This is a genomic window from bacterium (assembly GCA_016702305.1).
GTDB lineage: Bacteria > Electryoneota > RPQS01 > RPQS01 > RPQS01 > JABWCQ01.
Genome location: JADJEH010000002.1, coordinates 572,037 through 594,429, shown reverse-complemented (window position 1 = coordinate 594,429; position 22,393 = coordinate 572,037). Strand labels below are relative to the sequence as shown.

Sequence of the window (22,393 nt, the reverse complement as noted above, 5' to 3'; positions counted from 1 at the left end):
CCGCCTTTCGCGTGGCGTGCATGAAGCGATTAGAGATTGGTCGGCGGCGCCGTTTGGGCCGCGACCTCTTCGGGCGTCGGCAGGCCATCAGATCCCGCCGTCAGGAAACCCGCCGCGCGCAGCATCGAATCGTCGAGCGTCGTATAACGGTCTATCGAAAAACGCGTCGTTCCCACCAGATTGAACTCGTCCACCAGATCAACGAGCGACATGAAGCGCGCTTTGGGGTGCACGCGAGCAACCACCACCACGCTGTCGCCATAACGATCATAACGCGAACGCAGACTATCACGCAGGTCCGCCCACAACAGCGGTTTGGCCAGCGTGTCGCCAATCTGCAAGGCCAGGGAATCGTTGTTCAACACGAAAAACGACAGCAGCTTCTCTTTGAAAACCTTGCCTTCCGTCGGCTTTTCAGACGGCGGAGGCAGCACGATTTCCATCGCCGTCGGCAGACGGAAAACCGTCGTCACCATAAAGAAGATCAACAACAGAAACGCAATATCCACCATCGGCGTCATGTCAATACGGATCGAGACTCGAGGCCGTTTCCATGCTTGACCGCCGCCGGATTTTTTTGGTCCACCTACATCTACAGCACCCATGGCGTCCTCTTAACTTTCTTCGACTTCGGTGACCATGTTCACGAACAGCAGGTCGTTCTTCTGCAAGGTGTTCATCACCTTTTCAATCGTCCCGAATGTCGCGTCCTTGTCCGCCTTCAGCACGACTTTCTCGACCAGACGCTTCAGCATCAGCCGTTCAATCGGCCGAGCAATCGAGTCCGGGTTGAATTCCACGCCACGCGTGGATAGTCCGCGAATCTCAGCCAATCCGTTCTCGACGTCGAGCGCGGCATTGTCAAGCGTCATCAGCACGCGATTGTCCTTCGGAATCGTAATCACGATGATGCCTGTCTCAGGCAACGGGCGAATCGAATGCGACGACGGCGTCTGGACCGCGACCTCTTCCGGCTTCTTGAACACCGTCGTGGACATGAAGAAGATCAGAAGCAGGAACGCGATATCCACCATCGGCGTCATGTCAATAGACACCGGGATGCGGCGCTTTTTTGGAGCAGCCATAATCAGTCCTTCTTGGTTAAGCTATCCCGGAACCCGCTTAGACTTCCTTGTCCTTCAAAATCTCCACCATCAGATAGGCGGCCTCGTCAATTTCGTAATTGAATTGGTCCACCTTGTTGACGAAGAAATTGTAGCAGACAATACCCACGATCGCCGCGAACAAACCGAGCGCCGTATTCACAAGCGCCTCGGAAATACCGCGCGCCAGTTCGGCCGCGTTCGGCGCGCCCTGCGTGGACATGGCGGCGAAAGAACGAATCATGCCAATCGTCGTGCCCAACAGACCGACCATCGTGGCCACCGAGGCGATCGTCGAAAGCGCGATCAGGTTGCGTTCAAGGAAGGGGACTTCCAGCAAGCGCGCTTCATTGATCGCGCGCTGCGTCTCCGAAATCTTTTTCTCCATATGCACGCCCTTGTCATTGGCCACGCGCAGCCATTGCTCCGCGCCGGCCTTCAACACCGCGGCAGCGGAACCGCGCTGCGTGTCAGAAATCTTGATCGCCTGATCATACTTGCCTTCACGCACGGCCTTCGTAAACTCCGAGAAGTACACCGGCAACGGGCGCGCGCCGCGGGCCTTGCCCAAAGTGATAACACGTTCAATCACGAACGTGAGCAGCATCAGAGTCAGCGTGAGCAGGAACGGGACGATCGGCCCTGCCAACGCAATCTGATGGATGAGCGGAGTTTCTTCCGGCCCCTTATCCATGGTCGGCAAAATACCCCAGTAGAAAACAGCAGAGATGACGAGCGCCGCGACCATCGTAATGGTCGTAAAAGTTCCTTGCTTCATGCTTTACTTCCTTTGTCCAATCAAGTTTTGCCCGGGATTGGAGAGTTTATTTCAATGTCTTCAAAATCTCGCCGATCTGTTCGCACTTCTCGCGCCCGACCGGACTGCCCAGACTGCCCGCGCGGCAATAGGCATCCTTTGCGCGCTGCACCGTGGCCTTATCTTTTTCGTTCGAGAAATAGTAGCTGTCGCCCAAATAGACCCATAGGTCCGCGTTGTTCGGACAGGCCTTCACTCCATCAAGGAGCGCCGAAATCGCGGCGCCGTAGCGCTCGCGCTTCAGATCGATGTAGGCGTTAAGCTGGTGCGCGTCGCAATTACCCGGATCCGCAGTGATCACGCGTTTCACCGTCGCGCGCGCCGAATCGTACTGACTGGTCTCAATATAGCTATTGACCAGAATCATCCCATACTTTGCAAACAGCGCCGAATCCGCCGCCAGCGTTCCCAAGTACGCAGCCAGTTGCGCCTGATTATCTGTGCGTTGAAGCAAGCTAACCTTGCGCGTGATGTCGGATTGTGAGTTCGGCGCCAGCGCCAGCTGCTTATCCGTGTAGGTCAACGCGGCTTCCGGATTCCCGAGCTTGTCATAGGCCCGCGCTACGTACGCGTAGACGTCCTGCTGCTTGGCCAGATCCGGTTCGTCGCTGATCGCGTGTAACATCGCGGCAATCGCCAATTCATAAAGCTCACGGCGGAGCGGATTCTTGTCGTCAAGTCGAGCGTCCGGCGCGCGCAACGCGGCTTCCGCTGAACGGAATCGCGCAGCCAGGGCCTTAACCTCGGCGACTCGATCCACATCCGAGACGACCGGCTCTCCCGGCGTCGGCGGAACGACTTCACCCGTGCCCGGGACAATCGGCGGCGTCGGCGGAACCGGCGGCCGCGGCACTGCGTTCGCGTCATAGCCAACGGCTTGCTTGGCGAATTCGTCGGCCAAGCGCGTGCGCGACTCCTGCGACATGGAATCCTGCCCGGCGGTCGCGAAAATCGTCCGGCCTACAAAATATTCGGACTCCGCGAGCGACAGGGAGATGTCCTTGCGCTCAGGCTTAAGACGCAGCGCCAAACGCAGAGGCTCGATAGCCGCGCCGTAAAAATTCTTCTTCTCCGCTTTGGACAGATCGAGGTAGCTGCGACCCAGCCAGTAATTCGGCAGAAAACTCTCGGGATTTTTGTCCACGGCCTTTTCAAACTCAGCCGCGGCTTCTGCAAAGCGCTTGGCCGCAAACCGCAGGCGCCCGCGCAAATAGTCTACCTGCTTGTTCTCCGGATCACGGTCCTGCACGATACGAAAGAGGCGGTCGGCTTCATCGTATTGCTTAAGTTCGAGGAGCGTGTTACCGTATTCGAATGCAATATCCGGGTTGCCCTCGTCGAGGTCCCAAGCCTTGTCGAAATTGTCGGCCGCCAACTCCGGTACGTTTGCGTTGTCATAGATTCGCGCCAGCATCAGCGGATAGACCGGATTGTCGGGATGACGGGCCGTGGCACTCGCCAGGATAGGCGTCGCTTCCCCAATTTTGCCTTGCTTGCCAAGGATCAAGGCACGTGAGACCTTGATCTCGTCCAGCTTACCCTTGGGATCTTTCTTCTCCGCAGCGGCGACGACACGATCCGCATTCTCGAGCTGATTCATCGCGACATAGACCGATGTCAAATCAATGATCGCATCGGCCTGCTTGGGATTTAGCGTCAGGGCCTGCTCAAGATACTGAACCGCTGCCGTCGTGTCGCCCAAAAACAACTCCGCACGACCACGTAAGCGCCAGCCTTCGTCGCTATTCGGATCTGCCGCGACAGCGTCCGCCGCAAGACCCTGGACTTCGTCCCACTTGCCAGCCTTGGCCTTGGAACGAGCATTGTCCAGAGCAGGGTTCGGGGCTGACCACGCAAGCTGAAGCCCGATGGATCCAGCTACTACCGCCGCTATGCTAAAAAATCGAATTCGCATGAGAATTGAACAAATGTCCCCAAGGACACTTCCGGGGGCAAGATGGGAAGCAAAGAATTGAACACGCCAATATACGCAACCGAAGCAAAAAGAGCAAGTTAGCGTTCTGTTTCGACGTGTTTTTCGCCCCCTATTGCCGCTGGGGTTGGGCCTCGCAAGTTTCTACTGATAACTCTGAATTACAGCAGGTTACTGCCGGTCGAGCGCGCGGGGACGGGCCGAAGACGAGGCCATCGCCTTGGCCTGGTCGAACATGCCCAGCGCGGCCTGTACCTGCTCGTCATCCTGCAAACGGATGATGTTATAGACGTTGCGGTCGTTGAAGACGAGTCCGGCGATCTCGCCTTTCAGTTGAGTCTTCGTGAATTCGATGTCCTGCTCCCAGCGCGGTTCGTCCACCTCCACCTTGCGCTCCGTGCAGAACTCTTTGAAGCTCGCGAGCATCTCCGGGGTGATATCAAAGCGCCCCGTAAACTCCTGCGGATTCTTAGGCAGGTCGCTGTTCTTCACAACGTAGTCGGACGCCCATTCGAAATAAAGACGTTTGCTGAAGAGCTGAGCCGTCAGCGCGTTGGTTTTGCGGGGTAGAATGGTGCTGTCGGGAGTGATTCCGCCACCGCCATACACAGTCCGTCCACCGTCCGTCAGGAATTTCTCGCGCGGCGTTGTATCGTTCTGCGCCACCTCTGGCGCGTTCTCATCTTCGTCGTCGCGGCCCTCCATCACGTACTCGGCGATCCCCTTGTCATACGGACGCTGAATCAACCGGCCCGTCGGCGTGTAGTAGCGCGCCGTCGTGATTCGAACCACGGAACCATCCGGCATCGGGTAAGGCGTCTGCACCAATCCCTTGCCAAAGCTCACCTGTCCGGTGACCAAACCACGGTCATGGTCTTGAATTGCGCCGGCGACAATTTCCGACGCCGATGCGCTGCCGTGGTTGATCAGCACGATCAGCGGCATGTCATACTTCGCGCCCATCCCCGTCGAACGAAATTCCGAATTCGATTTGCCCGTGCGACCCTTCGTATAGACCAGCAGCATGTCTTTGCGCGGCATGAACAGGTCGGCAACGCGCCAAGCCTGATCCAAATACCCGCCGGGATTGCCGCGCAGGTCCAAGAGCAGCCGTTTCATGCCCGCCGCATTCAGGCTATCGAGCGCTTCCACCACTTCGTCCGTCGTGCGCGCCGTAAACTGATTGATGCGAATGTAACCGGTCTGCTGATCGGGCAGCAGGAACGATGCGCCGACTGAAAAGATGGGTATCTTGTCGCGCACAATCTCAAACTCAAGCGGCACTTCGATCGAGGGGCGCTGAATCGTCACGCGTACCGCAGTGCCCTTTTCCCCGCGCAGTTTTTCAAACACCTCTTCGTTCGTAATGCCATAGCACGAGAGCCCGTCAATATGCGTAATGCGATCACCGGCGCGGATCCCCAAGCGGTCAGAAGGCGTTCCGGGAATCGGCGAGATAACCGTCAGCCAGTCATTCTGAATCGTGAACTGAATGCCGATGCCCTCAAAGTCGCCGCGGAACTGCTCCGTGATCTTGGCCTGCTGTTCGGCGGGAATATAGACCGAGTGCGGGTCCAACTCGCGCAGCATGCCGTCAATCGCGCCTTCCAGCATCTTGGTCACGTCAGGATCTTCGACGTAGTTGTCTCGCACCGCCCGCAAAATGTAGTTCAGCTTGTTGAGCTGCATATTGACGTCGCCGGGATTGTCCGCGCGGGCCTCGGGCGCCCACCACGATCCTGCTCCGGCGATCATGACACCCAGGACCACCAACGCGTAGTAGTGCTTCGCGTGCTTCAAACTATTTCTCCTGCTTGGTGATATGCATATAGTGCTCGGTCAGCACTTCTATCTCGGCCTGACTCAATTCCCGGTCCCGGCGCGGCATCGCGATCCGGGCCGACTCCAATGTCCGTTCGAGCGGTTCAATATGCGAACCCCGCACGCCGCCCCACGTAAAACTCGGTATATGCCGCGCCGGATAACCCGCACCAAAAACATTCGCACCGACGCCCACGACAGCCGCCGTGTTGAACATCGTGTTGATCCCGGTTTTCGTATGATCGCCGCACAATAACCCGACAAATTGCCGCCCGCTGTCTACCAGCTCATGAGGCAGCTTGACCTTCACGTTGCCGTAATCATTGCGGAGATTCGAAACGGTTGTGTCGGCTCCCAGATTCACCCACTCACCCAAGTGGCTGTTGCCCAAAAAGCCCGCATGCTGCTTGTTGACATAGCCCTGCATGATCGAATTCGAAATCTCGCCCGAGACGCGGCAGTGCGGGCCAAAGGTCGAATTCATATAGAGCGTCGTTCCCGCCTTGATCCGGCCATGGTGTCCGAAAGCCAGCGGTCCCCGCAGAAATGTATGCGGCTCTACGGTAACCTCCCGGCCGATCCAAATCGGGCCGTCGGATGTGTCAAGCACGACCCCCGGGTACAAGTGGCTACCCTCCCCAACATACGCCGGATGGGAACCGATCACCGCGACGCCTCCGCCGACCGTGAAACGCGAGGAACCCAGGAGCTTCTCTGTCGGACTTCCAAATCCGGCCAGCAACAGCTTGTCGTTGTCCGCCATGAAGTCCCAGACATAGCGCGCCGAATGTCCACCGACGGACTCCAGGGGCACCCCCCCTGCTATCTGTTTAACGAGTGCTTCGGCGAGCTCGGTTCCTGCTAAATCCAATAATGATGAAGCCGCTGCCCCTGTCATGCGGGTCCAGAGGACCCGTCCGCCTCTGTCCAGAAGCGCTGCGGGAGTCTGCGGCACTGCGGGCAAACTGGTGATGCGGCCGCTTAAGAAAACAACGTCTGCCCCGGAATCCGACCATTTGTCGCTGAACCCGGCCAACTGCGTAGCGAGTCGCCTCACCGACTCTCGTGGCCGCAAGGCGACTTGGGCGCCGCCCGGACGCAGCGCGCTTAGCCATTCGCGGAGGCAACCCAAGCCCGCCCGAATTTCCCAGGCTGGGCGCATAACCGACAGCGGAAAGAGCTCGTCGGCCACGCGGCGTCCTCAAAGAGCACGATCCGCGGGCCCAGCCATTGAGGGGCAATCAGTCGATGAGTGACGTCAAGCGCGGACAAAGAATTTTCCCGGAAGTTGCTTAATGAATCCCTTGAGTTCCATCATGAGCAGGCGGCTCAGCACCTCACCCGGAGACTGGGCGGCCTTCTCAGCCAACGTGTCAATATGAATACGCTCGGATGCAGGCACAAGCTCCCACAATTTCAATTCAGGCTCAGGAAGGTTGGGGGCCACAGTCGGAGTCGCAAGCTCCGCGCGGGTTGACACGCGCAGCAGGTCAAGAATATCCTGAGACGAATCTATCAGCGCCGCGCCTTGCTTAATCAGTTCATGACAGCCGGTCGCTCGTCCCCCGACGATTGCACCCGGCACGGCGCCCACTTCGCGGCCATAGGTCGCGGCCAAGCGGGCGGTGATCAACGCCCCTGACTTTTCGGGAGCTTCAATTACAATTGTTGCGGCGCTCAACCCGGCGATGATCCGGTTGCGTTGCGGAAACGTGAAGACTGTTGGCTGGGTCCCGGGCGCATACTCAGAAACCAACGCTCCCCCCTGCTCGAGAATCTTGGCCGCAAGCGGCTTGTGACTGTCGGGGTAGATGATATCAATACCACAGCCGAATACGGCTTCGGTCGGAAGGCCCCGTTCGAGCGCGATACTGTGTGCCGCGCCGTCTATCCCACTGGCCAATCCGCTGACAACATGCACGCCGCTTCCGGCCAGCCCGCCTAACAACTCTTTGCAGCACCGCCTGCCGTAGTCATCGGCTCGGCGAGTGCCGACAATCGCAACGCGCCGTGCGTCGCGCGGCAGGTGACCGCGCACAAACAACACTGCCGGAGCATCCTGCTCAAGCTGCCGCAGCAGAGGTGAGAAGTCCTCGTCCCAATAGGTGAGCACTTGCGCACCGATCTTTTGCGCTTCCTCGTACTGTTTCTCACCCAACTCACCGCGCGGTGAGGCCTTGTGGATCGCCTCGATTGCCTTCTCGCCGATCCGCGGAACCGAGCGCAGCGCACCGTCACCGGCACTGAACACCCGGGACGGCAAGCCGAATTCCTGCACCAGACGGATTGCGCCCCACGCGCCGATTCCCGCCACACCGAGGAGGTTCAACAACGCGATCTTCTCAGACTCGATCAATCCCACTCGTCTTCCATCTCCCGCTCAATCTTCTCGCCTGGTTTGCCGGGCAGTTCTTCGGGTTCGCGAAAGATGCGCGGCACCGGTGCCTCATCCAGCAGTTTCCACAGCTTGGCTACAAAGACCTCAATGCCTTCTTGTGTCGCGGACGAAATCGCTTGTTTCCACGGACCCTTGGGAGGTTTGGTTCCCGGTTCGAGCAAATCAATCTTGGATAACACCACGATACTTGGACGCTTGAGCAGATCCGCGTTCCAACGCTTCAGCTCGGCCTTCAGAACCTTGAGGTCGGCCTTGATGTCCGCGCTGGTGCAATCCAGCAGGTACACCAACACGCGGGTACGTTCGACATGACGCAAAAAATCGAAACCAAGCCCCTTGCCTTGCGATGCTCCCTCGATCAGACCAGGAATATCGGCCATGACAAAGCTCGAGTATTCAGTCGGGCGGACGATGCCGAGATTCGGAGACAGCGTGGTGAACGGATAGGGCGCAATCTTGGGCCGCGCCGCCGTCAGCACGGAGAGCAGCGTGGATTTCCCCGCATTGGGCAGGCCGACCAAACCCACATCGGCCACAAGCCGCATTTCCAGAAGCAGATTGCGCTCGGCACCCGTCTTACCCAGTGTGGCTTTGCGCGGCGCCTGATTGCGCGACGTAACAAAATTGTAATTGCCTCTGCCGCCGCGCCCGCCCTCGGCGATGCAGATGCGTTGTTCAGCTTCGCTCAAGTCGGCAAAGACGCCTTCTTCGGTGAACACATGAGTACCAACGGGCACTCGAATGGTCACATCCTGCCCGTCGCGACCCGTACACTTTTTTCGTCCCCCCATCTGGCCATTCTCGGCCCGAAATTCCACCTGATGCCGCAGATCCATCAGCGTGTGCAACTGCGGATCCGCGACCAGATAGACCGAGCCGCCATGCCCCCCGTCGCCGCCGTCGGGTCCACCGTTCGGACGATAGGCTTCCCTTAGAAACGACACTCGGCCGTCGCCGCCGTCGCCGGCCTTAACATATATTTTCGCACGATCTACAAACATGGAATTGGGGGGATATTAGAAGGTGAGGTCAGGAGTGAGAGAAAAGAAATGAGATTCGAATAATGTAAATAGAAATATGAAGAGATAATGTGAATACGTGTACGACTGCGGCCCGAAATGATGCGGGGCCGGGTGCGCTTTGGTTCACACCCGGCCCCGACAAGGACTCAAGCCAGACTAACCGTCAAACGGTCAGACTACTTCATCAACACCATCTTGCGGGTGCTGGTCACGCCGTTGGCTTCAAGCGTGTACATGTACACACCGCTCGCCATGTTACCGGCGTCAAACGTGTAGTTGTGAACGCCAGCCGACAGCGCTTCGCCGTTCACCAGAGTCGTCACCACTTCACCCAGAACGTTGTAGACCGTCAGCGTGACCTTCGAGGAATTCACGAGGTCAAACTGAATGTTGGTCGTCGGGTTGAACGGGTTCGGGTAATTCTGATAGAGCTGGAAGGCGGACGGAAGTTCGCCGCGGGTATCCGCCGACGACACACAAAGGTTGTTCGGATCAAACGGAACAGTGCCCGTACCGGTGTGCTGGCTACCGTCAATGTGCAGGGTCGGCGTGGACCAGTCACGCATCTGCGTGAACTCGAGATCGCTCAAAGCGATTCGCTGGTAGTGGCAGTCGTTGAGAGTCGTCGTACCTTCGCTCTGGGGAACACCACCGCAATCGTAGTCAAGCACGTAGAACAGGTTCAGGTAACCCTGACCGTCCGTGTAGCTGACCAGCGGCGACAACGTCTGATCGCGTTCGTGAGCCGATTCACCAGCCGGAGCAAACACTTCGGTCGGCGTGTCGGTCAGATTGATGCCTTCAAACCAGGTACGGCCGTTGTTGCACGAAGCCGCAACCCAGACATCCGCGCTCATCGAGTATTCCCAGTTGTACTGGGTCGAATCGTGGTGGACATACGAGCAGTACATCCAATCGGTCAACGTGTCAAACGACATGCTCGGGCGCTGAACCATCAGCTGCCAAGCATTGTCGGTAAGCAAGCTGTCGCCGCCCGAGTACGATGCGAACTCATCGTGGTTGACGATGCACGAAAACTCATCCGTGTCTTCGCCGTAATGCCAGATGCTCGACTTGTTGATGAACGCTACCTGGCCTTCGTAGCCGGGATAGCCAAATTCATACATCGTGCGGCAGGTGAACGCAACATGCAAGTTGTCGTTCCAGTCGAATTCAACGTCCAAACAGGTGTACGGACGCAGCGTGTCGCCGTTGCAGGCGATCGTATCGTTGGAGGCACAACCGAGGTCGGGTTCGATCCAATCCGTCAGGTCAATCGGCGGCGCCCAGTTCATACCGCCGTCTTCCGAAATCACCAGCATCAGATCGTTGTTGATCTGCGTGATGCCGCCTTCGCCGCCACGCGAGTCATTGAAGATAACCGCGACACGGTCAGAGACCGGCGAAGCGGCTACGTCCGGAGCAATGACTTCACCGACGCCCAAAATCTGGTAGCGGTCACCCGTGCTAAACGTCGTGAATTGAATGTCAATACCAAAGCCCGATTCGTAAGTCGGAACGCCCTTCCAGTAGTGGTACCCTTGGTCCACATCGGGATCCGACGTCGAAACGCCGTGCAGCGTGCCGTCCGTGTCGCGCACGACTTTCGGCCACAGCACCTGGCTCTCACCATAAAGGCCAACCGAGAACGGCGTATACGCGCCGGCGTGCGGCGTGAAGTCAATCGCCGCGTGCGTCGAAAGCTGCGCATCGCCCGGGAACGTCGAGTGGAACGCCGGGAAGGCGAAACCGTTGTCCGCAACCGCCAAGGTCACGTAACCGGCGCGGGCCGAGTTGGCAGCCACACCACCATCGGGAATCAACGCTTCCCAATCGGATGTCGCAGGATCCCAGCAGTTGTAGAAAGCGTCACGCTGAGCCAAGTCTTCGGTGACACCGTTCATCCACGCCACGTGCACGAAACCCAGCGGGTCAACGCCAATCATGCGGCCGGCGGTTCCATTGTGCTGATAGTCATAGTAGGTCGTGCCGGCGACGTACACATCGCCAACCACGTCCAACGTCTGCGGCTGACGGTGCGAAACCGTCGCCGTGTGATTGACCTCGGTAGTCGCGCCCACGACCGGCGTCTTCGCCGCCGTGTTCACGACCTTCGAGGTGGTCGGTGCGGCCCAAGCTGACGCGGCAACCGCCAGCGCAAGGGCACAAACCAGGTAAGGCTTTTTCATGGGATACTCCCTTTCTTGCTCCTGCGGGGTACGCAGGGTGTCTATGCAGGTGATATCTGTAAAGATGCTATTCGACAGTTCGCTATAAGTTACTCAGCAAGTGCTAATAAGTCAAGTGGTTCTCACAAGCGCAGCATTTTCAGATACCATCCGACTATATCTGCCCCCCAAAACAGGCAGATCGCCAAGGCCGCCGCCAAAAAGGGCCCAAATGGCACGGACCTGCCCGCAACGTCCTTGCGTAAAATCAATAAAGCTATAGCATAAAATGTCCCAAGGAGCGAGGCAAGGAAAATCATTAGCAACGTCAATTGCCAGCCCACGAAACTGCCCGCCATCGCCCCAAACACGACATCGCCGCCGCCCATGGCTTCCTTGCCAAACACCAGCTTGCCACCCACTAACATGAGGAGGAATGCTCCAAAGCCCAGTCCGGCCCCAAGCAGCGCTGACTTTATCGGTAGCATGTCGGCAAACACGGCCCCGGCCAGGCCAAGGAGCGTCAGGGGAATCGTGATCGCGAAGGGAAGTAGCCAGTGCCGCAGGTCAATCAGAATCAGCGCCAGCAGGCCGATCAGCAGCAGCCCATGGGCCAAGCCAGCGTAGGTCGCCCCCCACTTCCAGACAGCGAGGACGGCGAATCCAGCGGAGGCAAGCTCGATCAGCGGGTACTGGATCGAGATCGCCGCCCGGCAACTACGACACTTGCCGCGCAGCAGCAGCCAACTTAACACGGGGATGTTGTCATACCATGCAATGCCCTTGCCACACGCCGGACAGCGCGACGGCGGATGCACGAGCGACTCTTCAGCCGGCAGTCGGTAGATCAATACGTTGGCAAAACTGCCGAAACAGGCCCCCAAAAAGGCCACAACAGCGTAAACAGGCCAGGCGGGCAGGTCGCCCCAAGGAGTCGAAATCACCTCAACGGTCCTTTCAATGAAAACGGGTGACCGCAGAATATGCAGTCACCCGTCGAAAATTGCAAGCCCTGTGCCTTACGAACCCGACTGAATCGCCCGGCCCAACATGAACACCGGCAGGTAGATCGCGATCAGAATGATGCCGATAACGCCGCCGATGAGGATAATCAACAGCGGTTCGATCAGCGAGGTCAGGCGGCCGATCGTGGCGTCCACCTGCTTCGAGTAGAATTCCGAAACCTTCTCAAGCAGCTTGTTAATCTCACCGGTTTCTTCACCGGTTTGAATAAGCTGCACCATGATCGGCGGAAAGACGCCGGTCTTCTTCAGCGCGACCGAAATCGCATAACCATCCTTCACCATATGCTGAGCATCACGGAGCGCGTTGCCAATCACACGATTTTCCACGACGCGAATGGCATGCGACAGCGACTCGAGGACCGGCACGCCGGATCCGATAAGAATACCAAATGTTCGCGCGAACTTGTCCATCAGCGAGGACATCAGCAGATTGCCGAAGACGGGGAACTTCAGCTTCATCGAGTCCCAGACGAGGCCGCCGCGCTTGGTCTTAGTCAGAATCCACAAACCCGAAATCGTCCCAAGTAGGAACAGGAAGACAATCGGCGCCTGATTGACCATGAGCTTCGAAATGTTCATAAGTACCAGCGTCGCAAACGGCAGTTTTGCCGTGAACTTCGAATACACATCCTCGAACATCGGCACCACGAAGATCATCAAGAACGAGATCACGATGGTCAGGAAGATGATCGAAAACACCGGATAGGACATCGCCGAGATGACCTTGCGCTGCGTGTCGGCGACGGATTCGAGGTAGTCGGAAAGCTGTTCAAGAATGACGTGCAGATTACCCGAAACTTCGCCCGCGTGCACCAGCGCCACGAACAGATTTGAAAACACGCCCGGGTGTTTCGCCAGGCACTCCGACAGGGCGTAGCCCTTCTTGAGGTCGGTCGCCACCTGCACAAGCACTTTTTTGAAGCGGTAGTTGCGCTCTTCCTGCAAGAGGTTCTGAATCGCGCGCTCAATCGTCAAACCGGCCGAGAACATCGTCGAAAGCTGGCGCGTGAAGAAGACCAGAGTCTTCAATGGCACGCGCGTGCGCCAACGATAGATGGCCAGACCGATCTGTTCGCCGACGCTCATTTCGTCGAGCGCCAGGCCTCCCTTGATTTCGCGCACCGAGACAATCTGCGCCGCGCCCTTGCGCCGCAGTTGCTCGACGGCCGCCTCGTAGCTCGCGGCCTTGATGTTGTCTTCCTGACGGTTGCCCGCGGCGTCTTTGATGACGTAACTATATGTCGGCATCGCCTGTTTGCCCGTCCGTTGGAATTAAATCTCCTGCACCGTCACGCGCAGAAGCTCATTGCTTGTGGTCACACCCGCGAAAATCTTCTTGAACGCGGCGTCGCGCAACGTCACCATGCCGTTGGCCAAAGCCGCATTGCGAATCTCATCCTGATTCGCGTTATCATACACCAAAGAGCGCACGTTGCGGCGCATCTCGAGAATCTCGAAAATACCCGTTCGTCCGTGGTAGCCCGTGTTGCGGCACTGTGCACAGCCGCGACCGCGCCAGAACTTCCGGCCCTTGAGGAAGTCCTTGTCAATCACGAGCGACTGCATCTCGGCTTCATCCGGTTCGTACTCAACCTTGCAGTGCTGGCAGATACGGCGCACGAGGCGCTGCGCCATCACAAGATTCAACACCGAACCGCACAGGAACGGCGGAACCCCGATGTCCAACAAGCGAGTGATCGTCGTCGGAGCGTCGTTGGCGTGCACCGTCGAAAACACTAAATGACCGGTGAGCGCGAACTTGACCGCGATGTCCGCGGTTTCTTCGTCGCGAATTTCACCAATCAGCAGCTTGTCCGGGTCCTGACGCAGAATCGAGCGCAGCGCGGCCGCGAAGGTCAGACCAATCTTGGCTTTCGTCTGCACCTGATTGATGCCCGGCACGTGGTATTCGACCGGGTCTTCGACCGTCGTGATGTTGTCTTCAACGCTCTTGATTTCATTCAACGCGGCGAACAGCGTGGTGGACTTACCGGCACCCGTCGGTCCGGAGATGATCACCATGCCGTACGGCTGACGAATCCAGCGGCGGAATATCTTACCGTCTTCCTCGTCAAAACCGAGCGTCGTCAAACTGAAGGCGAAACCCGATTTGTCCAGCAAACGCATCACGATCTTCTCGCCCGTGACGAGCGGCAGAATCGAGACGCGCATGTCAATTTCCTTGCCCGGAGTGCGAACTGTGAAGCGGCCGTCCTGCGGTAAACGCTTCTCGGCGATATTCAGCTTCGAGAGAATCTTCACTCGAGATACGATACCCGAATGCGAGGCCTTCGGCGGGCGCATCACCTCCATCAGCACGCCGTCCACGCGGAAGCGCACAACCAGCGCGTCTTCATAGGGCTCGATGTGAATGTCCGTGGCCCGCGAGTTGATCGCGTCTTGCAGCATCAGATTCACGAGTTTGACCACGGGAGCGTCTTCCGTCGCCGCGGTCTTGCTCATGTCCACAAGACTTTCGTCGTCCTCGTCTGAAGTCGCAAAGAACTGCAAGTCGCCGATCGCTTCGGTTACTTCGCCCTGCTTGCGAATCTTCTCGTAGGAATTCTCGATCGCGCCTACGATGGCCGACGGCGAGGCGAGTTTCGCTTCGACGCGCTTGCCCGAGAGCTTCTCGAGATTATCCATGGCCACAATATCGTCCGGATCGGCCATGGCTACCGTCAGCGTCGTGTCCGTAAGCATCAACGGTATCAGCGCGTGTTCCTTGGCAAACGCCTCGGGAACGATCGCCAGAGCATTCGGATTCTTGGCCACCAGCGAGTCAGCCGGGATGAAATCATAGCCCCACTGCTCAGCCAATGCCGCGTAGACTTTTTCTTCACTCACGGCGCCCAACACGACCAGCATCTCGCCGATCCGCTTGCGCTTCTCTTTTTGCAGCGTCAACGCCTCGTTGAGCTGCCCCGCATTAATCAGACCCTTGCGGACCAGTATCTCGCCAAGCTTTTCTCGCATAACCTCGTATCGTTCTTTCTATAGTCGTACCAATATGGGCCGGAGCCGGTGGGGTCCCGGCTCCGGCCTGCTTGGTTTACGTCAGAGACAGCTTCCCCTTAGCGGCGGAAGTTGATGACCTGTGAATTCGTCGCGCTCTCATAGCCCACGACTTCCACGCGCACCTCACCCGGTATTTCGGGCGTCAGCGGATCCGGGAAGATGAAGCCTACGGAGTCAACCAGGAAAATCGAGCATTGTCCGTCCGGTTCGCCGAAGTTCGGGCCCGTGAAGTCCGTGCTGATCGCCGGGCCGGTACCCTGCTGATTGGCGAACATACGGCCGCGCTGCGACGAATAGTAGACTTCCTGGTCATTGATCAAGACCGAATGGCCGTCACGCACCTCGGCACGCAACTGAATGCGGCACGGGTTGCCATTGGCGATAAAGTGCCACGAGCCGGGCAGGGCGTCGAGGTTAATCGTCGGCTCCTGAATCGGCAGCGTGAAGTCAAAGTTGGCTTCGACGCCGTTACCAGTGCGCGCTGTGATGGTCACGGTGCTGTTGGTCGCCATCGAATTGTAACGCAGCGTCGTGAAGGCCACGCCCGGACGTTCGTCGCCGTCCATATTCTCGTTGCCGACCACGACAGATTCCGATAGAATCTGCGCCAGTTCCGGCGGGCTGACTTCGAAGAAGACGTTCGTGCCATTGATGACGTTGTTCTGCACCGCATCCTTAACGAGTGCGCTGATTTCAACATCCCATGCAGCACCACCGGCGTCCTCGCCGACTTCGTCCACACCAATACCGATTTCAAAGGGCGGACCCGCTACAACCGAACCAGTCACCGGAACGCATTGTTCCTGACCATTTACGGAGACGCACACGCTAACCATAACCGGACCAACCGCCGCTCCAGCGTTCACTGTGGCCATTGCTAGACCACCGGCGGTGACCGCCGAGTCCAGAATGCCGTTGCCGTTGATATTCGTTCCAGCCGGGAACGTCGTCAGGCGGAAGCGCACCCACTGGCCATCTTCCACCGGGTTACCATTGTCATCATAGACGCGGGCCGAGACCTGCGCCCAATCCTGGCCGCCCGAGCCCTGTGCCTGCAAGCTGGTCGGGACTAAGGTGCCCGTCAAGGTGCTGACATTGCCCGACTGCACGATCAGCGTCGTAATGGAAGTATCTCCACCCGAAGCCAAGAACGATTTCACCAGGCCGACGCCGGCCGTCGTGCCGGGGTTCAACATTGGCCGCGCCCAGCCATCCGCGTCCGTGGACGAAAAAGCCGGAATAGCACCAATAGTGGACAAGAAGCCTACGCTGGTACCCGCCTGAACGGGGTTGTTGAAGGTATCAACCACGGCGGCATTGACCTGCACCGGCACGCCAATCGTCGTCGGCGGAATCGGATCCAACCGAACGGATGACGCTTGCCCAGGGATAACGAGCACTTGCATCGTATCGGAAGGGATGCCGTCCACGGTAGCCACCAGTTTCACCGGGCTTTGCGGCACGGCCTGACACAGATAGTAGTAGTTCACCGAGTCGGGGGAACCATTGACCAGCCGCAGCGAGTCGTACTTGAAATCGCCGCACGGCGTGTAGCGGAACTTCACCCAATAGCCGTTGACCGGCGCGCCATTGGCGAACTGCACGAAGACGTTCAGCGCCACCGAGTCCACACCCGCGACACCAACCGTGTTGGAAACGCCGAGGTTGACGTTGCCGATACCCGCGGCAGGGATGATGCGCACGTTCACGGTATCACGCAGGCCCCACTTCTCATAGCGGGCCACGACCATGGACGAGTCCGCCGGATCCTGATCGTTCGGAATCGTCATACCGCAGAATTGCGCCATGGCAATACCGAGACAGTCGGTAATCGCGATCGTATTGATGGCGCCAAGCTCGGGCGCACCAAAGCGAATCGTGTCGCCGCGGACGGCTTCACCAAATTGATTCTTGAGCGATGCCGTAATTGTCGCCGCCGTAATGCAGCCGTCGGCCTCGATCACCGGTTCAGACGTCGCAATGGTCAGCGTGCCGAGGATGTCCTGAACTTCGGTAACGGTAACAGTATCGGTCGCGGTAATCGAACCAGCCTGCACTGTGATCGTAAATTCTCCGAACTGGCGATTGTTGTACCACCACGTCGAGGTCTTGCCCGTTGAGTCGGTCACACTCGGAATCACCAGACGACCGCCGCTGGCGCGGAGCGTCAGCGCCACGTTGCGCACGCCGCGGTTGGCTGCGTCGGTAATCGTCACGGAAATCTGTGCCGAGTCTTCGACTGACGGCGAGGCTTCCAGCTGCTTGGGCGTAATGACCAGTGTCAGGCCATTAATCGCGTCGTCCTGTTCCCGAATGAACAGCGTCCGTGTGGCCGTGCGGCCTCCGGCGCTCGCAGTGATGATCTGATCGCCCGCGCGCGCAAACGTGCGGAAGACCGCATTCACACGGCCGACCGCGTCAGTCGTGTCCCGGCGGTCCGTGTCAACATATTCGATCACGCCAAGATTGGCGTTGGCCAGGCTGATGTCAACCTTCACGTCACGCATCACATTACCATTGTCATCAGAGACGATAATCGTGACGGTCGTGGATGCCGAATCTGCCGGCAAAAACTCCAGAGTGTCGTTGATCGCACCGGTCACGATTTGGATCGAGCCGATCGAACCGCCATTCTGGTTGTTGTCTCCCGTCGACTTCTGTTCGCAGCCGACGCCACTTAGCAGCATCGCCACCACGGCGACAAACAAAGCTGCCCAGCGGATGTGTTTCATTCTTGCCTCCATGAGTCCCTCCAGGTCCTGTTGTGTGGAAATAGGAAACCGATCGGAAACTTCCAGTCGAAAATCTCCGATTGATCCCGCCCACGGGACCCGGTCTTGACGATTACTTAGTTGCGGTATCCACCACCAACACCACGGTGGCCAACTGTGCCACCACGGTGAGAATATCTTTCACTCGCTCCCAACCCGTCGTCCGCGGCCGCTGCGGAATAAACAGCACGTCACCCGGGTCCACGGTCACTTGCTGCGAATAACGCAATTGTGACCCGTTGCGCGCCTTCAGAATGACCGACCGTCCCAACCAACCCGCGCGATTCTTGCCGCCTGCCATCGCCACGTAGTGGTTCAGGTCGGCGCCGTCCTGCCACGGGACCTCGCCCGCGTGATTCACGTACCCTAAGACGCGCACACCCAGGGGCTGGGCCGGGACATCCAATTGATCACCATCCATTAGGACGACATCGCCAGCATAACCCGGCTCGCCTGCCTCCGCCGTCAAGTCCAGCACCACAGTGCCGTACGTCCAGCGGGCGAACTCCGCCGCCATTTCCTGGTCAGCAAGCATCGTCGGATCGTCCTTTGTGCCCGTCTTCATCGGGATCCGCGACAATCTACCCCGCTCCTCCGCCAAGCGTTCGTCACCTTTGCGCTCCAGCCGCGCCGACTGCGCCGAGGCCTGCGGCAGATAGCCGCCCGCCTGCTCCAGAAGCTCGGCCACCGTCGTTTTCCCGGGCACGATGGCGTATCCGCCGGGTCGCGCAACCTGACCGCCGACTGTGACTGATCCATGAAGGACATCGCGCGGCACCCCGCCCACAAACACACGCTCGCCCGGCTTAACCGGCGTGGCCAAAGACGATAGGGAGAAGTTCACCTTCGTCGCCGCGCCCTCGGCATGCTGGAGTGTGACCAGATTGGAATCCGCCAGCGCTGTCAAACCACCGGCCAGTGCAATCAAAGAGCCAACGTTGTCACCGGAAAAGTAATCATAGATTCCGGGCATGCGAACTTCGCCAAAGATGCCTACCGTCTGCCCCGCACTTCTGGGCGGAACGTAAATCGTCGCGCCATCTGTTACGTACGGATTGGCGGCCAATGAACCACCCGAAAAGAACGATTGTAAATCCACCGGCGTTACGTCACCCGTAACTGCGGATCGCAACTCGATCTCGCGCAACGCCGCCAGGGGCGTAAACACGGTATCGGCTCCGGCAATCTGATACGTCCGCTTCGTGCCACCGGCCTGCGCAATCGCGTCAGCCACCCGGGCCGTCGCCGGCACTGTGACTGTTCCGGGCATGACCACCTGTCCAGTGACATGGACCCGAAACTGGCGCGGTTCGAGCAATGAGATGGATATACGACCACGGCGAAGCGCGGTGTCGAACTCGCGCGAAACCGCCGTTTCAGCATCCGTTAGCGTGAGACCCGCAACCTTGACCGGACCGGCAAAGGGCACGGCAATGCGGCCTTCACCGGACACGACCGTCGGAAGCTCTTCGTAGGACGGACTCCAGATTTGTAAGATCAGTTTGTCGCCCGGTCCCAGTAGATACGCGTCGCGGTCGAGCACGCCTTCATAGGCCGTAGCAGACAGACTCGGCGCGGCGCTCTGAGCCCGCTTCAAGATGTCCGACCGCAACGACGTCTCGCGATTCGTGTCCTGTGCTGACGCTGCGGCAATCCCAAAGATCAACAGTCCAAGCCAACACCATGCCGCGACCTGCACGCGCGGCGCGCGTTTACTTCTGACCTTCACCACTCTCCTGCGGGAGGAACTTCTCTTCGACTTCACGCACGCGCGGCGGCAGCTCCATTGTGTAGCCGGTGCCAATGATGTGCGGAGTGACCTGAATAATCAAGTCGGTCTTGCGCGTCGAAGTTGATTTGTGACGGAACAGGCTGCCGATAAACGGAATGTCACCGAGGAACGGGAAGCGATGCTCGGTCTTCGAGGACTCAACACCCAAGAGACCACCGATAATGACCGTTTCACCGTTCTTGATGCGCAGCGTCGTGCTCGATGTACGGCGCTTCACCCACGGCAACTGCGTATCAGATGATTCCAAGAATTGGAAGATCGAGGACAATTCGGGATTGATGCTCGTCGTGATATAGCCGTCGGCGTTGATCTTCGGCGTGACGCGCAAAAGCGCGCCGACCACCACTTGATCAATCTGCACCTGACCACCCACGCCGCCGCTGCGGGCAATGTAGGGAATCTCATCAACCACCTGGATCGCGGCTTCTTTGTTGTTCAAGGTCGCCACGGACGTATTGGCCAGCACTTCGGCGCGGCCGCTCTTGAGGAGCATGTCCAGCGCAACTTCGAATGCAGTGGCCTGCTTCGTCCAGTAACCGAGCCGACGCGTCTCGAGCGGGAAGAACGGCATCTGCGCAGGGAGGCGGCCGCGGACCGAAGGATCAATACCCGTCAGCGAGGGCGTGCCTTCTTCGTTCACCGCGTTGCCGTACTGGTCCACCGGAGTCTCGGCGATCACCGTCTGGATTGACGCCAGACGATTCCAGTCCATGCCCAACACTTCTTCGTTATCCACGGCCACTTCGATCATGCGGCATTCGAGAACAATCTGAAGTGGCGGCACGTCCACAGCTTCAATGATACGATGAATGTCGGCCAGCACCTTCGGGCTCGACACGATCAGCAGCTTGTTACCCGTGCTGTCAATCGAAATTCCCGCGCCCAGATTCTCCAGCATGGCCTTGACCGACACGGCGTCCGTATACTGAAGGTCTATCACGTAGGAATTCAAACCGACCTGAGTCGCCAGATTCTTGGCAGGCGCCACGAGGAACGACTTGCCGACGATCTCGTAAGACAGCCCCGCCGCGCGAACCACAAGGTTCATGGCCTGCTCGATGGGAGTGTCCTTCAAGTGAATCGAAATTCGCTCTTCCTGATTTACCTGCGGGCCGGTTACGATGTTGAAACCGCTTTCGGCCGCCAAAATGGACAGCACGGACGGCAAGAACGCATCGTCGGCGTCAATGGTCACCAACTTTTGCAGTGCGTCTTCGCCCTGGGCATACGCGGAGGGCTGAGCCACTAGCAGTGAAAGCAGCGCGACGAACACGATACCGCCGCGCCACACGAACGAACCTGCGGTCCGCCCGAGAGAATTACGGAGATGCATTGCCAGTTTCAAAAGCCTGTTCCTTTATCTCGGCTATATTTGCTAAAAATTCTTTGTGTCTCGATTCCGCGCGCGCTCAGTAATTCGGCGCGTCTACTGACGTCCGGCCTTCGGTCAGCTCCGTATCCGGCGCCGATTCGTTGACCAGCACCAGCCGTGAACCGCCCTTGTTCAACACCATTTCCGCCGGGCTAATCGCCGCCACGCGGAAACCGTTAAGTTCGTCGCCAATGCGCAGCACATGGCTGCGGCCCATGAACTTGACGATTCCCGACGGTGAATCGCCCATGACCGTGCAGGACAGTCGCATCCGGCCACGCTGTTCCACCGTCTCGCGCAGACCCAGGCTCGCGAGAAACACCTTCGACTGAATCGTACGCGTCAGGTCGAACGGGTCAAGCGACACGTTCGTCTCATACGCGATGCGGTCGTTAAGGTCCTTCTCCAGCGTGTTGACCGTTTCTTCCAACTGCTGATCGGTGCCCAGCACGATGGCCTTGTTGCGCATTACCTCAATGCGCTGCGAAATCTTATAGTTCTGCCAGCCCATCCAAATCATCGTCACGATCAGCAACGACAACAGAATACCCCACAGAACGCTTACTCGCTGGTTCATATCGTATACTGCCTATCGGCTTATTTCTGCTTGATCAAAGTTAACGTGGACAGCTCGATCATCATGGGGCGCTTGTCCGTCAGCCCCTGTTTCGCTTGAGCCTGCACCTGCTTGACCTGACTCGTCAATTCAAACTTGTCTACGGTCACCAGACGGTTGCTCTTTTCCACGTCATTCAGGAAACTCACGAGCGACCTGTAGCTCGTCAGCACTTCTACGGTGTACGGCGTCGCGACGTACGTGTTCAGATTCTTGCGGCGGCCCGGTTCGATCAACTTGAGGTCAATCTGATGATTCCGCAAAATATCGGTCAACTGGTTCATGAACGGCAACGAGGCGTCTTCGGCCAGCGAATCGCGCTGCGACTGCGCCAGGTTACCCTCGATCAGCCGCGTCACTTGCTTCAGCTCGTTGGCAATAATCTGCGCGGCAATGAGCTTCTCATTCTCGACCTTGATCTGTTCGTCAAGTTCGCGCACGATCGTCGGCTTGTCCTTGAACGTAAACTGCAGGTAGTAGTAGAAACCACCGGCGACGACAAGCAGCATAATCAGTGCAACAATAATTTTTCTCATC

General features: G+C 58.2%; 17 protein-coding genes. All 17 read right to left on the bottom strand.

What is annotated here, in order from left to right:
• Positions 1–29: 29 nt before the first annotated feature.
• The 17 genes from IPH10_07000 to pilO all read right to left on the bottom strand — a co-directional run bounded on the left by IPH10_07000 (position 30) and on the right by pilO (position 22,392).
• A complete protein-coding gene (locus IPH10_07000) occupies positions 30–605 on the bottom strand; it encodes a biopolymer transporter ExbD (protein MBK6910669.1) in 576 nt (191 codons plus the stop codon).
• 9 nt (positions 606–614) lie between these two features.
• A complete protein-coding gene (locus IPH10_06995; protein ID MBK6910668.1) occupies positions 615–1,085 on the bottom strand; it encodes a biopolymer transporter ExbD in 471 nt (156 codons plus the stop codon).
• Positions 1,086–1,122: 37 nt separating this feature from the next.
• Positions 1,123–1,881 (bottom strand): MotA/TolQ/ExbB proton channel family protein, encoded by a 759-nt coding sequence (locus IPH10_06990; GenBank protein ID MBK6910667.1) that lies wholly within the window; start codon positions 1,879–1,881, stop codon positions 1,123–1,125.
• Between the two features lie 46 nt (positions 1,882–1,927).
• Positions 1,928–3,835: a tetratricopeptide repeat protein gene (locus IPH10_06985; GenBank protein MBK6910666.1), complete on the bottom strand. Its 1,908-nt coding sequence runs from the start codon at positions 3,833–3,835 to the stop codon at positions 1,928–1,930.
• 189 nt (positions 3,836–4,024) lie between these two features.
• Complete coding sequence (locus IPH10_06980; GenBank protein MBK6910665.1) at positions 4,025–5,653, bottom strand: S41 family peptidase; 1,629 nt, start codon at positions 5,651–5,653, stop codon at positions 4,025–4,027.
• Position 5,654: 1 nt separating this feature from the next.
• On the bottom strand, positions 5,655–6,866 hold the full coding sequence (locus IPH10_06975) for a glucose-1-phosphate thymidylyltransferase (GenBank protein MBK6910664.1): 1,212 nt from the start codon (positions 6,864–6,866) through the stop codon (positions 5,655–5,657).
• A gap of 66 nt (positions 6,867–6,932) precedes the next feature.
• Positions 6,933–8,036 carry a DNA-protecting protein DprA gene (dprA, locus tag IPH10_06970; protein ID MBK6910663.1) on the bottom strand — a complete coding sequence of 368 codons (1,104 nt, stop codon included), beginning with the start codon at positions 8,034–8,036 and terminating at the stop codon, positions 6,933–6,935.
• Complete coding sequence (obgE, locus tag IPH10_06965) at positions 8,027–9,073, bottom strand: GTPase ObgE (GenBank protein MBK6910662.1); 1,047 nt, start codon at positions 9,071–9,073, stop codon at positions 8,027–8,029. Before obgE ends, dprA begins: the two co-directional genes overlap by 10 nt.
• Positions 9,074–9,270: 197 nt before the next feature.
• A complete protein-coding gene (locus tag IPH10_06960) occupies positions 9,271–11,283 on the bottom strand; it encodes a T9SS type A sorting domain-containing protein (protein MBK6910661.1) in 2,013 nt (670 codons plus the stop codon).
• A gap of 122 nt (positions 11,284–11,405) precedes the next feature.
• Positions 11,406–12,206 (bottom strand): prepilin peptidase, encoded by an 801-nt coding sequence (locus IPH10_06955; GenBank protein MBK6910660.1) that lies wholly within the window; start codon positions 12,204–12,206, stop codon positions 11,406–11,408.
• 75 nt (positions 12,207–12,281) lie between these two features.
• Positions 12,282–13,535 (bottom strand): type II secretion system F family protein, encoded by a 1,254-nt coding sequence (locus tag IPH10_06950; GenBank protein ID MBK6910659.1) that lies wholly within the window; start codon positions 13,533–13,535, stop codon positions 12,282–12,284.
• A gap of 24 nt (positions 13,536–13,559) precedes the next feature.
• Positions 13,560–15,263, bottom strand: a complete 1,704-nt coding sequence (gene tadA / locus IPH10_06945; GenBank protein ID MBK6910658.1) for a Flp pilus assembly complex ATPase component TadA — start codon at positions 15,261–15,263, stop codon at positions 13,560–13,562.
• A gap of 98 nt (positions 15,264–15,361) precedes the next feature.
• Complete coding sequence (locus tag IPH10_06940; GenBank protein MBK6910657.1) at positions 15,362–18,037, bottom strand: Ig-like domain-containing protein; 2,676 nt, start codon at positions 18,035–18,037, stop codon at positions 15,362–15,364.
• 112 nt (positions 18,038–18,149) lie between these two features.
• Entirely contained in the window at positions 18,150–19,805 is a 1,656-nt protein-coding gene (locus IPH10_06935) for an SLBB domain-containing protein (GenBank protein ID MBK6910656.1), read from the bottom strand.
• Entirely contained in the window at positions 19,789–21,201 is a 1,413-nt protein-coding gene (locus IPH10_06930; GenBank protein MBK6910655.1) for a hypothetical protein, read from the bottom strand. Before IPH10_06930 ends, IPH10_06935 begins: the two co-directional genes overlap by 17 nt.
• A 76-nt stretch (positions 21,202–21,277) precedes the next feature.
• Positions 21,278–21,817, bottom strand: coding sequence for a hypothetical protein (locus IPH10_06925; GenBank protein MBK6910654.1), 540 nt, complete (start codon positions 21,815–21,817; stop codon positions 21,278–21,280).
• A 20-nt stretch (positions 21,818–21,837) separates the two neighbouring features.
• Positions 21,838–22,392 carry a type 4a pilus biogenesis protein PilO gene (pilO, locus tag IPH10_06920; GenBank protein ID MBK6910653.1) on the bottom strand — a complete coding sequence of 185 codons (555 nt, stop codon included), beginning with the start codon at positions 22,390–22,392 and terminating at the stop codon, positions 21,838–21,840.
• Between the last annotated feature and the right edge of the window lies 1 nt (position 22,393).